Origin of the sequence: Streptomyces kurssanovii (genome assembly GCF_040677245.1) — a bacterium.
Lineage (GTDB): Bacteria > Actinomycetota > Actinomycetes > Streptomycetales > Streptomycetaceae > Streptomyces > Streptomyces kurssanovii.
On the sequence record NZ_JBFAQK010000027.1, the window covers coordinates 1 to 11,424 of the forward strand.

Below are 11,424 nucleotides of genomic sequence, written 5' to 3' on the forward strand. Positions count from 1 at the left end.
TTTTTTGTCTCATTTTCTTTTTTTTTTCTTGTTTCTTTTCTGTTTTCTTGTTACCCTGGGTGTGGGCCCCTGGCCACACCCCCCCACCGACGGCTTCGGCCGGTCACGGCCGGCAACCGCGCGGCGCCGCGCTGGAGGTGGAGCGGCTTCGGCTGCGGCTGCCGGGCGCCTCGGCGCGCCCCGAGCATGCTCGTGTGCCGGAACACATGCAGGGCCGCCGGGCGGCGCGGTTCTCGAGGTCGCCACCGCTCTGGCCGGGATCGACGGCTGCTTGGGCAACCGTTGCACGGCCGGTGGCGGCACCGGGGCGACGTAGCGCCGTCGAGGCGGCCGCCGGCCCGGTGCCCGCCCGGCCGGGGCAGGCCCGCACAGGCGTATGTCGGGTCCGGTCGCGGCGGCGGGTCGCTGTCAGCCGGCGGTACGGCGCCGGTCGCTGCTCCGGCGCAGCTTCGTGGCCTGGCGATCGAGGTCGTCGACGCGGGCGGCCAGTTCCGGGTGGTCGCCCAGATGCGCGCGGGACTCCATCAGCGGGCCGACGAGGCCGGCGGCGTCGTCGTCGCCGAGGGCCCGGACGAGGTCGTCCACCGTGCCACGGGCCCGGCTGGGAAGGTCGCCGAGGGAGGCGATCTGACCCGCCAGCCGGCGCAGGTCGGCTGCATTGTCGCGGGCCCAGGCGGTGACGGTGCGGTTGGCGGCACGCCGGTCCCGGGTGGCCTGGATTCGCTGTTCACCCGTGGTGCCGGCGGCGCCGGGGCGCAGCCGCAGATAGCGGCGCTCGGCGGCCTGGCGGCTGGCGACACCGAGGGGCTGGGCCAGGTCGGCCCAGCTCGCGCCCGCGTCACGGGCCGCCTCGATCAGGCCCGTCTCCCAGCCGGCGAGCTGCCGGCGCATCTCACGCAGCAGGAGCAGGGCGGCCAAGGCCTCTTCCGGCCCGGTGGGGCCGGGGTCGCCGTCGTCATGGTGGTCACGGCCGGTGCCGGCACGGGCAGTGCGCACCGCTTCGTCGATGGTCCGCAGTGCCGCCGTCGCGGCGAGCAACGAAGCGGGGCTGCTCGGCGGTCCGGCCTGGTCGGCTGGGGTCACGCTGCCTCCTGAGGTGTCACCCTTTCAATGACATTCCGTCTTGTCATCGGATGGATGACATGTTACAACGGTGTCAGGTGAAGCGCATTGGCCTTGGCACTACTGCCTGAACCAATGGAGGTGTTCTGCGATGTTGATGCGCACCGACCCGTTCCGTGAACTCGACCGGCTCACCCAGCAGCTCCTGGGTTCCAGCGGCACTTGGTCGAGCCCGTCGGCGATGCCGATGGACGCCTACCGCGAGGGCGACGTCTACGTGATCGCCTTCGATCTGCCCGGCGTGTCCTCCGACGCGATCGAGATCGACGTCGAGCGCAACATGCTGACAGTGAAGGCGGAACGGCGACCGGCCACCAAGGCCGACGACGTCCAGATGGAGCTGTCCGAGCGGCCGCTGGGAGTCTTCTCCCGGCAGGTGATGCTGGCCGACACTCTCGACACCGAACACATCGAGGCGGCTTATGACGCAGGTGTCCTGACCCTGCGCATCCCGATCGCCGAACGCGCCAAGCCCCGCAAGATCAGCATCCGCGCCGGCGGGGAACAGAAGCAGATCGGCGGCTGAGCGGCAGCCGTCACTCATCGACGGAGGACGGGGCACCACGCACTCCCCCTCCCGGCCCCGTCCTCCGCCACCGTCGCGAGCACAGTCCGCGAGCAGAGTCAGGGGGCAGCAGATGGCCATGCGTTGGCAGGCATTTCTCGACGCCGTGCAGGAGCGCGGCGAATACTCGTCGGCTCAGGAGGCCGAACGGGCCGCCCGCACTGTGCTCGCCCTGCTCGGGGCGCATCTGGTGGGCAAGGAGCGCGCGGAGCTGGCAGCGCGGCTTCCGGAGACCTTCGCCATGATCCTGCTCAATCCGCTTCAGGCGGCAGAGCCCCTGGATCCGGAGCGCTTCGTGCGGGCGACGGCGGCCTGGATCGACGGGGCGACGGAACAGACCGCCAAGTGGGACGTCAGCGCGGTACTGAGCGTGGCGGCCGACGCCGCCGGCGACGACCTGTCGCGCCGTGTCCTGCTCCAGCTGCCCCCGGGCTACGACGTCCTTTTCGGGCGACCCCAGCACATCTGACACACCAGACCGACCCGCCACGCGGTGCGGCACCGACGTGGCAGGACCACAACGAAAGAGAGGACCACCGACCGTGCAGTGGCAGCAGCTCATCGAGCAGGTGCGCTATTCGGGGCGCTATGCGACCGGCGAGGAGGCCGAAGACGTTCTGCGTGCCGTGTTGACCGTCCTGGGCAGTCATGTCAGCGGCGACGAACGCTGCGAACTGGCCCGCCTGCTGCCCGTCGAGGCTGCCGCGCTCCTCACCGCCCAGATCCCGCTCACGGAGCCGTTGACGGCACCCGCGTTCGTCGACGCCGTCGCCGGACACCTGCCCGCGTGCACCGGACCGGAGGCGCGCTGGGCCACCAGCACCGTCCTCTCGCTGATCGCGCAGCTCGCCGGCGAGGACCTCTCCCTGCGGATGCTGTCCGAGCTGCCGCGCGGCTACGCGCTCCTCTTCGGCCGGGCCGAACTCACCGCGGCCGCCTGACCGTCCCACGCGCCGCACCGCCCGGCCATGGCCCGCGGGCTCACGGCTCACGGCTCACGGGCTCACGGGCTCACGGCCAGGAAGATGTACGCGGCGAGGATCGCCAGATGCACGCCGCCCTGGAGCAGCGTGGCCCGGCCGGGCACGATGGTGAGAGCGCCGACGACGACGGTGAGCGCGAGCAGCACCATATGGGTGGCACCGAGACCGAGCAGCAGCGGCCCCTCCAGCCAGATGGTGGCCAGGGCGATCACCGGGATCGTCAGCCCGATGCTGGCCATGGCGGACCCGAGCGCCAGATTGAGGCTCCGCTGCACCAGGTCCCGGCGGGCGGCACGCACCGCGGCGAGCGTCTCCGGCATGAGGACGAGCAGGGCGATGACGACGCCGACGACGGAGTGCGGCAGCCCCGCGGAATCGACGCCGGACTCGATGGTGGGCGACACCGCCTTGGCGTCGCCCACCACGGCGACCAGCGCGACGAGGAGCATGACGAGGCTCAGCAGAGCGACCGAGCGGCCGGGCACCGCCGAGCGCTCCTCGTCCGTGGCGTCCTTGACGGCCCCGTCGTACGTGACGGGGAGGAAGTGCTCACGATGACGTACGGTCTGCATCGCGACGAACAGCCCGTACAGCCCGAGTGATGCCACCGCGGCGAACGTCAGCTGGGCGGCGGAGAACTCCGGGCCCGGCTTGCTCGTGGTGAAGGTCGGCAGCACCAGACTGAGGGTGGCGAGGGTCGCGACGGTGGCGAGCGCGGCGCCGGACCCCTCGGCGTTGAACACGGCGACTCTGCGGTGCAGGGCCGCCACCAGCAGGGACAGTCCGACGATCCCGTTGCAGGTGATCATCACGGCGGCGAACACGGTGTCCCGGGCAAGGGACGCCGACTTGTCGCCTCCGTCGACCATGAGAGTGACGATGAGCGCCACTTCGATGACGGTCACGGCGACGGCGAGCACCAGCGACCCGAACGGCTCCCCCACCCGGTGGGCGACGACCTCGGCGTGGTGCACGGCGGCGAGCACCGCACCGGCCAGGCAGAAGGCGACGACGACCACCGCGAGCAGCGGCAGGTCCCTGCCCCAGCTGAGCACCAGGGCGACCAGCGCGACCAGCGGCACCCAGACGGTCCATTGACCCATGACGGACTTGATCTTCACCGCGCTCATAGGTGCCAGGCTGCCAGCGCCCGGCGGTCACCGCGCGACGACCCGCGGCTGCCTGCGCAGTCCTGCGGCCTGAGGAGGGCAAGGAGGCGACGTCCCGTCGTGCTGACGATGCCGAGGTCCGCAAGGCGGACGCGGCGCGGCCGATGATGCGAGGCCCATCTCCGCCGAGGCCGAACGCAGGCGGTCATTCCGCCGAGCGTTTCGGCGGGTCAGCTCTGCAGTCGCGCCTGACCTTTCTCTGCCACTGCGTAGCCCGGCACGGACGGCCACCGAACCGTCAGAACCACCGACTCTTCCTCCGCGAACCACGAGTGGTCGACTCCGCGCCCCCACACCACGTAATCGCCTTGCTCTTCCAGCAGGGCGCTGCGGCCGGGGAATTCGACGCGGAAGCGGCCGCTGATGAGAACCAGGAGAGCGGTGCGCTCCTCGCCCTCCACCCAGTGCAGTCGCTCGTCGCCACGGGGGTGGACACCCCATTTGATCTCTACAGCCTCGCTGTGCCGCGCATCGCCGGCGTCCTTGAAGTGCCCGAGCAGCCACCCGCGGTCCAGTGCCGCATCCTTGCCCGCGTTGCCCACGTACACGCTGTCGTTCACACGGCGGGACGCTAGCAGTGGCTCTTGTGCGCGTCCTCGGACGTCCGGCACAGGCCCGAGAACTGCCAACGGCCGTTGGTGTGCCGGTCCGGGCGGCTGGCCGGAAGGGAGCGTGGCTGCCCGGAGTGGCCGGTGGGCAGCGCCTGTGGCCTTCAAATCCGGTAGGGGTGCAGGCCGACGTGGTCTGCTTCGACACTGATCTCCACCCAGGATCCGTCCGTGTCTCTGTGCACGGGCGATGCCATGTCGACGAGCACGGGCCAGTCAGCCAGCTGAAGCCACGGGCCGGCCTCGTCAAGGTGGACCATGCCCCTCATGATCACGCGATTGTCCTCCTGGCGGAGTTCCGGCTCGGCAGAAGAGACGGCGCCTCTTGTGGATCACCGTGCCAGCGAACGACGGCGATGCCGATGTGGGTATGGACCCGCACTCTCATGGTGCCGTTCGAAGCGTGCGGCAGACTCTCCGTGCGGACCGGCATCGGCCCATCATCCACGGTCCCATCGGTCCTCGCGACGGGACCGGGTTCATCGCGGCCGTACGCAGCCCGGCAGCCGGGCGGACGTCTCGGGCCGCGGGCGGCGAGCGTGACCGGCGACACCGGCACCGGGCCGGGTGCGACGGTGCGGGTGCCATCCGTCGTCGGTGGCCGCCCGCGGTCACAAGGCGCGTTCGTGGCCCTCCCAGTACGGCTCCCGCAGGCGCCGCTTGTAGAGCTTGCCGTTGGGATCGCGTGGCATGGAGGCGACGAAGTCCACCGATCTGGGGCGCTTGTAGGGGGCCAGGTGCCGTTCGCAGTGGGTGAGGATCGCGGCGGCGAGGGCGTCGCCCGGCGGGTGGCCGTCCGCCGGTTCCACCACGGCTTTGACCTCCTCGCCCCGGTCGGCGTGCGGGACGCCGAAGGCCGCCGCGTCCGCGACCGCGGGGTGGGTGAGCAGTGCGGCCTCGATCTCGGCGGGATAGATGTTCACCCCGCCCGAGATGATCATGTCGATCTTGCGGTCGCGCAGGAAGAGGTAGCCGTCCTCGTCGAGGTGGCCGAGGTCGCCGACCGTGAAGAAGTCTCCGATGCGGTTGCTCCGCGTCTTTGCCTCGTCCCGGTGGTAGCTGAAGCCGCCGGTCGTCATCTTCATGTAGACCGTGCCGAGTTCCCCCGGCGGCAGCCGGTTGCCGTCGTCGTCGAAGACGGCCAGCTCACTGATCGGCCAGGCCCTGCCGACCGTGCCGGGCCGCTTGAGCCATTCGTCGGCCGTCGCGAACGCGCCGCCGCCCTCGCTGGCCGCGTAGTACTCCTCGACACAGCCGCCCCACCAGTCGATCATGGCTCTTTTGACGTGCTCGGGGCAGGGTGCCGCGCCGTGGACGGCGTGCCGCATCGACGAGACGTCGTAGCGCCGCTTCACCTCCTCCGGCAGGGCGAGCAGTCGGTGGAACTGGGTCGGCACCATGTGGGTGTGCGTGCAACGGTGCGCGTCGATGAGGCGCAGCATCTCCTCGGGCGTCCACTTGTCCATCAGTACGAGGGGGTGCCCGATGTGCAGGGCCGCGCCCGCGAACTGCAGCACCGCCGTGTGGTACAGCGGCGAGCAGACGAGGTGCACGTTCCCGTCGTGGGGCCGGATGCCGAAGATGCCGAGGAAGCCGCCGAGGTGGCTCTCCTCGGGGAGCCTGCCGGGCAGTGGCCGCCGGACGCCGCGCGGACGGCCGGTGGTGCCGGAGGTGTAGTTCATGACCCAGCCGAGCGTGCGGCCTTGCGGCGGTGTGTCCGGATGTCCCTCGAGGAGTTCCTCGTAGGGGCGGAAACCGGCCACGTCGCCGACGGAGTAGCGGTGGGTCCGCGGCAGGTCCGCCTCGTCGGCGGCGGCGGCCGCCGCGTCGGCGAAGCGTTCGTGGGTGACGAGCACCTTGGCGCCGGAGTCGGAGACGATCCACGCGATCTCGGAGCCGACCAGGTGGTGGTTGACGGGGACCAGGTAGAAGCCCGCCTGGGCGGCGGCGAGATAGGCGGTGACGAGTTCCGCGCAGTTCGGCAGGACGACGGCGAACGCGTCCCCGCGTTCGAGGCCCGCCGCGCGCAGCCCGTGCACCAGCCGGTTGGCTGCGGCATGCAGTTCGCCTGCCGTCCAGCTCCCGCCGGCCGGGGCGGTCAGTACGGTTCGGCCGGGGTCAGCGGCGGCCTGCGCCCAGAAGCCGTTCCCTGCCGGCGCGGACGCGTCCATCGGCGCACCGGTCATGACGTGCTCCTTCCGGCGATGCGGTTGATCCGGTCGACGGCCCGCTCGAAGCCGCGGGTCAGGTCGTCGAAGACCTCCCGTACGCTGCGCTCGGAGTTCATGCGGCCGACGATCTGACCTACGGGGGTGCCCAGCAGCGGCCCGACCTCGTACCGCTGGATGCGGGATACCGCTTCCGCCACGAGCAGTCCCTGGAGCGGCATGGGCAGGGTGCCGGGGCCTGCCGGGTCGTCCCAGGCGTCCGTCCAGGCGGTGCGCAGCTGGCGGGCCGGCTTGCCGGTGAGGGCGCGGGAGCGGACGGTGTCGCCGGAGCCCGCGGCCAGCAGTTTCGCGGTGAGGGCGCGGGATCCGAGGGTGGCCTCGGTGGTGGTGAGCCACAGGGAGCCGAGCCAGACGCCCTGGGCGCCGAGGGCGAGGCCCGCGGCGATCTGCTCGCCGCTCCCGATGCCTCCGGCCGCGAGGACCGGCAAGGGGCCGACCGCTTCGACGACTTCGGGGGTGAGCACCATGGAGGCGATCTCACCGGTGTGGCCGCCGGCCTCGTACCCCTGGGCGACGACGACGTCGATGCCCGCCTCGGCGTGGCGGCGGGCGTGCGCGGCGCTTCCGGCGAGGGCGGCGACGAGGACTCCCTGGTCGTGGGCGCGTGCGACGACGTCGGCGGGTGGCGGGCCGAGGGCGTTGGCGAGCAGTTTGACGGGGTGGTCGAAGGCGACGTCGAGCTGGCTGCGGGCCACCTGCTCCATCCAGCCGGTGATGCGCCATCCGGAGGCCTCGCCCTCGGCCAGTTCGGGTACGCCGTGCCGGGCGAGGGTGTCGGTCACGAATCTGCGGTGCGTCTCGGGGATCATCGCCTCGACGTCCGCCTCGCTCACGCCCTCGACCTTCTTGGCGGGCATGACGACGTCGAGCCCGTAGGGCATGCCGCCGGTGTGCTCCTGCATCCAGCCGAGGTCTCGCCTGAGGTCGTCGGGCGCGGTGTAGCGGACCGCGCCGAGTACGCCGAAGCCTCCGGCACGGCTGATGGCGGCGGCCACCGCGGGGAACGGTGTGAAGCCGAAGATGGCGTGCTCGATGCCCAGTTGTCTGCTCAGCTCCGTCTCCATGGGCGCAGGATGCCGCAGGGCGCCGGACGAGGGAAGACGTTTTCTGATGCAGCGTCAGATTCTTTGGAGTGGTTGACAGACCCAGAGGACCGCAAGAAAGTTTCACGTGTCGTGGAAGATCCGAAAGATACTTTCAAAGACGCGCAGAGAGGGGTCCGTATGACCGACGACTCGGCGGGCAGAGGGATCAGCAGACGAAGGCTGGGCGGCGGAGTGCTGACACTGGGCGGTGCGCTCGCCCTGGGACCGGTCCCCTTCGCGGCGGCTGCCGGACGCGACGGAGGCCCGGGCGCCGGTGGAACGAACCCGGGCGGCGGCTCGGGACACCGGCCGACACTGCGGCGGGGCACTCCGCAGCGGGCCGGGCTGCTGGCCCGTCATCTCGACCAACTGGTCTCGGACGCCGAGAAGTTCCTCGCCCCTTCCCCCAAGCACCCGTGGTACGCGGGGGCGGTGCTGCTCGCCGGGCGGGGCGGCACGGTGGCGCTGCACCGGGCGATCGGCAAGGCGCTGCGCTACTCGGCGTACGACGAGAAGACCGACACGGCCGTCGAACTCCCGGCCGACCAGCAGATCCCCATGACCGAGGACACCGTCTTCGACCTGGCGTCCGTCTCGAAACTCTTCACGTCCGTGCTGGCGGTGCAGCAGATCGAGCGGGGCACGCTGGAGCTGGAGGCCCCGGTCGCCTCCTACCTGCCGCGGTTCGCCGGTGCGGGCAAGCAGGACATCACGGTGCGTCAGCTGCTCACGCACACCTCCGGCTTCCGTTCCTGGATCCCGCTGTTCAGGGAGCCCACGCAGGAGGCCAGGCTCGAGCGGCTGTGGAACGAGGCCCCCGCGAACCCGCCCGGCACCACGTACCTCTACTCCGACCTCAACCTGATCTCGCTCCAGCTCGTGCTGGAGAAGATCACCGGTCGCCCGCTGGATGCGCTGCTCCACGACGAGATCACTGCTCCGCTAGGGATGCACCGCACGCGTTTCAATCCACCGGCCTCCTGGAAGCCGAAGATCGCGGCGACCGAGGACGCCAGGCTCCCCTGGTCCGGACTCGAACGCGGCATGGTGTGGGGCGAGGTCCACGACGAGAACGCGTACAGCTTCGGCGGCGTGGCCGGGCACGCCGGCGTCTTCTCCTGTGCATGGGACCTGGCGGTCCTCGCCCGTACGCTGCTCAACGGGGGCGTCTACGGGAGCTCCCGGATCCTGCGCCCGGCCTCCGTCGAGCTGATGTTCTCCGACTTCAACACCGCCTTCCCCGGCGACGAGCACGGCCTCGGCTTCGAGCTCTACCAGCACTGGTACATGGGCGCGATGGCGACACCGCGGACCGCCGGGCACACCGGCTTCACCGGCACCAGCCTCGTCCTCGACCCGACCACCGACTCGTTCCTGATCGTGCTCGGCAACTCCGTCCACCCCGTCCGCAGCTGGCGGTCCGGCAGCGCGCCCCGGGTCGCCGCGGCCAACAACATGGCCAGGGCCGTCGCCGTCCGTCCCGACCACGGCCGCACCGCCTGGTTCGCCGGCATGGCCGGCTCCACGGCGGCGACCCTCACGCTGCCCGCGCTCACCCTCGCCTCGGCCGGGCCCCTGCTGCGGTGCTCGTTGTGGTGGGACACCGAACCGCGCTCCGACGCGCTGTACCTCGAGGCGTCCCAGGACGACGGGGCGACCTGGCGGCCGGTCCCGTTCACGGCGGCCCGCAAGGGGGGCGAGGAGTCACCGCACCCTGCCGGCTCGGCCACCGGCTGGTCCGGGCGGGCATGGCACCGGGTCACCGCGGACCTGACCGCGTGGCGCGGCTCGCCGGTACGGCTGCGCTGGCGGTACGCGACCGACCAGCTCTACGTCGGCCGGGGCGCGTACGTCGACGCGATCCGCGTCGAGGACGGCCCTGGCCCGGCGGCCTTCGACGAGGCCCGCCCCGAGGACGCCGCCCTGATCGACCCCAAGGGCTGGACGGCCTCCAGGGACTGACGCCCCCTCACCGGCCGGGACCGGCGCCCCTGCCCGACACGGGGCGCCGGCACCCGGCCGGCGCCCCGTCCCGCCGCACGGCAGACCCCCCGCCCGAAGCCTCGCCCGCCGCGCGGCAGACCCCCGGCCCGGAGCCTCGTCCGCCGCGCGGGCGTCAGCGCCCCAGCGCGGCCATCGCGGCGTTGTGTCCCGGCACGCCGCTGACTCCGCCGCCGCGGACGGCGCCCGCGCCGCACAGCAGGACGTTGGCGTGCGCGGTCTCCACGCCCCACCGCCCCGTGGTGCCGGTGCCGGTGCCGGTGGCGTACGGCCAGGACAGGTCACGGTGGAAGATGTGGCCGCCGGGCAGCCGCAGTTCCCGCTCCAAATCCAGCGGCGTCTTCGCCTCGATGCACGGTTCGCCGTTCGCGTCGAGGGCGAGGCAGTCGGCGATCGGCTCCGCCAGGTACGCGTCGAGTTCCGCGAGCGTCGTGGCCAGCAGCTCCGCGCGTGTCCGTTCGTTGTCCTCGGCGAACAGCCTGGCGGGGGTGTGCAGTCCGAAGAGCGTCAGTGTGTGGCAGCCCTGGGCCGCGAGTTCCGGCGAGAGGATCGACGGATCGGTCAGCGAGTGGCAGTAGATCTCGGACGGCGGAGCGCTCGGCAGCCGCCCCGCGGCCGCCTCCTGGTAGGCGGTGGCCAGTTGGCCGTAGCCCTCCGAGACGTGGAACGTGCCGGAGAAGGCGTCCTCGGGCGCCACGGAGCCGTCCCGCAGCCGCGGCAGCCGCCGCAGCAGCATGTTGACCTTCAGCTGCGCGCCCTCGGCGGGTTCCGGGCTCTCCTCTCCGAGGAGCGCGGCGAGCGCCTGCGGCGAGGCGTTCACCAGGACCCGGCGGGCGCCGACCGCCCCCTCGCCCACGCGGTTCCGGTAGGCGACCTCGGCCCGCTCGCCGTCCGTGTCGATCCGGGTGACCTCGTGTTCGAGCGCGAACTCCGCGCCCGCGTCGCGAGCCGCGGCGGCCAGCGCGTCGGTGAGCGCGCCCATCCCGCCGACCGGCACGTCCCAGTCGCCGGTGCCGCCGCCGATGACGTGATAGAGGAAGCAGCGGTTCTGCACCAGCGACGGATCGTGGGCGTCGGCGAACGTGCCGATGAGGGCGTCGGTGAGAACGACCCCCCGGACCAGGTCGTCGGTGAACCGCTTCTCGATCGCGGCGCCGATCGGCTCCTCGAAGAGCATCCGCCAGGCCTGCTCGTCGTCGACCCGCCTCCGTAGCTCGTCCCTTGTGGGCAGCGGCTCCGTCAGCATCGGGAAGACCCGCCGGGCGACCTGGCCGGTGATGCCGTAGAACTCGCGCCACGCCTCGTACTCGCGGTCCCCGCCGGTGAGGGCCCCGAAGGACTCCCTGGTCCGGGCGCCGCCCACCAGCAGGCCGCCGTCGCCCTTGGGCGTGTAGGAGGAGATGGTGCGCTTGCGCACCGCGAAGTCCAGCTTCAGGTCGCGCACGATCTTGTCGGGCAGCAGCGAGACGAGATAGGAGAACTGGGACAGGCGGGCGTCGACACCGGGGAACGGACGGGCGGAGACGGCCGCTCCCCCGGTGTGCGGCCGGCGCTCCAGCAGCAGGACGGAGCGCCCGGCGCGAGCCAGATAGGCGGCGGCGACCAGGCCGTTGTGGCCGCCGCCCACGATGACGGCGTCGTACGAGGCGAGTGCGGGCATGGG

The 11,424-nt window shown here is 71.7% G+C and carries 10 protein-coding genes; 4 read left to right on the forward strand and 6 right to left on the reverse strand.

Annotated features, from left to right (window positions below; translation table 11 throughout):
- Window positions 1-408 precede the first annotated feature (408 nt).
- Complete coding sequence (locus AB0K36_RS19880; protein ID WP_364595921.1) at window positions 409-1,083, reverse strand: hypothetical protein; 675 nt, start codon at window positions 1,081-1,083, stop codon at window positions 409-411.
- Window positions 1,084-1,213: 130 nt separating this feature from the next.
- Between AB0K36_RS19880 and AB0K36_RS19885 the strand changes: the two genes are divergently transcribed.
- The 3 genes from AB0K36_RS19885 (at window position 1,214) to AB0K36_RS19895 (ending at window position 2,628) form a co-directional block, all read left to right on the forward strand.
- Entirely contained in the window at window positions 1,214-1,648 is a 435-nt protein-coding gene (locus AB0K36_RS19885; RefSeq protein ID WP_189472852.1) for an Hsp20/alpha crystallin family protein, read from the forward strand.
- Between the two features lie 112 nt (window positions 1,649-1,760).
- A complete protein-coding gene (locus AB0K36_RS19890; protein WP_364595924.1) occupies window positions 1,761-2,156 on the forward strand; it encodes a DUF2267 domain-containing protein in 396 nt (131 codons plus the stop codon).
- Window positions 2,157-2,229: 73 nt separating this feature from the next.
- Complete coding sequence (locus AB0K36_RS19895; protein ID WP_364595927.1) at window positions 2,230-2,628, forward strand: DUF2267 domain-containing protein; 399 nt, start codon at window positions 2,230-2,232, stop codon at window positions 2,626-2,628.
- 62 nt (window positions 2,629-2,690) lie between these two features.
- On the opposite strand, the gene AB0K36_RS19900 is transcribed toward AB0K36_RS19895, so the two are convergent.
- From AB0K36_RS19900 to AB0K36_RS19915, 4 genes are all read right to left on the reverse strand, one after another.
- Complete coding sequence (locus AB0K36_RS19900; protein WP_364595930.1) at window positions 2,691-3,800, reverse strand: calcium:cation antiporter; 1,110 nt, start codon at window positions 3,798-3,800, stop codon at window positions 2,691-2,693.
- Between the two features lie 209 nt (window positions 3,801-4,009).
- Window positions 4,010-4,399, reverse strand: a complete 390-nt coding sequence (locus tag AB0K36_RS19905) for a cupin domain-containing protein (RefSeq protein WP_364595933.1) — start codon at window positions 4,397-4,399, stop codon at window positions 4,010-4,012.
- A 659-nt stretch (window positions 4,400-5,058) separates the two neighbouring features.
- On the reverse strand, window positions 5,059-6,633 hold the full coding sequence (locus tag AB0K36_RS19910; RefSeq protein ID WP_435877892.1) for an acyl-CoA synthetase: 1,575 nt from the start codon (window positions 6,631-6,633) through the stop codon (window positions 5,059-5,061).
- The gene (locus AB0K36_RS19915; protein ID WP_364595936.1) at window positions 6,630-7,739 is read right to left on the reverse strand and encodes an NAD(P)H-dependent flavin oxidoreductase; all 1,110 of its coding nucleotides are present in this window, start codon (window positions 7,737-7,739) and stop codon (window positions 6,630-6,632) included. Before AB0K36_RS19915 ends, AB0K36_RS19910 begins: the two co-directional genes overlap by 4 nt.
- A gap of 159 nt (window positions 7,740-7,898) precedes the next feature.
- Between AB0K36_RS19915 and AB0K36_RS19920 the strand changes: the two genes are divergently transcribed.
- Complete coding sequence (locus AB0K36_RS19920; protein ID WP_364595939.1) at window positions 7,899-9,722, forward strand: serine hydrolase domain-containing protein; 1,824 nt, start codon at window positions 7,899-7,901, stop codon at window positions 9,720-9,722.
- A gap of 154 nt (window positions 9,723-9,876) precedes the next feature.
- Here AB0K36_RS19920 and AB0K36_RS19925 read toward each other — a convergent pair whose 3' ends face one another.
- Window positions 9,877-11,421: a phytoene desaturase family protein gene (locus tag AB0K36_RS19925; protein WP_364595942.1), complete on the reverse strand. Its 1,545-nt coding sequence runs from the start codon at window positions 11,419-11,421 to the stop codon at window positions 9,877-9,879.
- Between the last annotated feature and the right edge of the window lie 3 nt (window positions 11,422-11,424).

Excerpts from the sequence above, each read along its gene's own strand:
- AB0K36_RS19915 (WP_364595936.1), bottom strand. The coding sequence starts at position 7,739 with ATGGAGACGGAGCTGAGCAGACAACTGGGCATCGAGCACGCCATCTTC.
- AB0K36_RS19890 (WP_364595924.1), top strand. The coding sequence starts at position 1,761 with ATGGCCATGCGTTGGCAGGCATTTCTCGACGCCGTGCAGGAGCGCGGC.
- AB0K36_RS19920 (WP_364595939.1), top strand. The coding sequence starts at position 7,899 with ATGACCGACGACTCGGCGGGCAGAGGGATCAGCAGACGAAGGCTGGGC.
- AB0K36_RS19925 (WP_364595942.1), bottom strand. The coding sequence starts at position 11,421 with ATGCCCGCACTCGCCTCGTACGACGCCGTCATCGTGGGCGGCGGCCAC.
- AB0K36_RS19885 (WP_189472852.1), top strand. The coding sequence starts at position 1,214 with ATGTTGATGCGCACCGACCCGTTCCGTGAACTCGACCGGCTCACCCAG.
- AB0K36_RS19910 (WP_435877892.1), bottom strand. The coding sequence starts at position 6,633 with ATGACCGGTGCGCCGATGGACGCGTCCGCGCCGGCAGGGAACGGCTTC.
- AB0K36_RS19900 (WP_364595930.1), bottom strand. The coding sequence starts at position 3,800 with ATGAGCGCGGTGAAGATCAAGTCCGTCATGGGTCAATGGACCGTCTGG.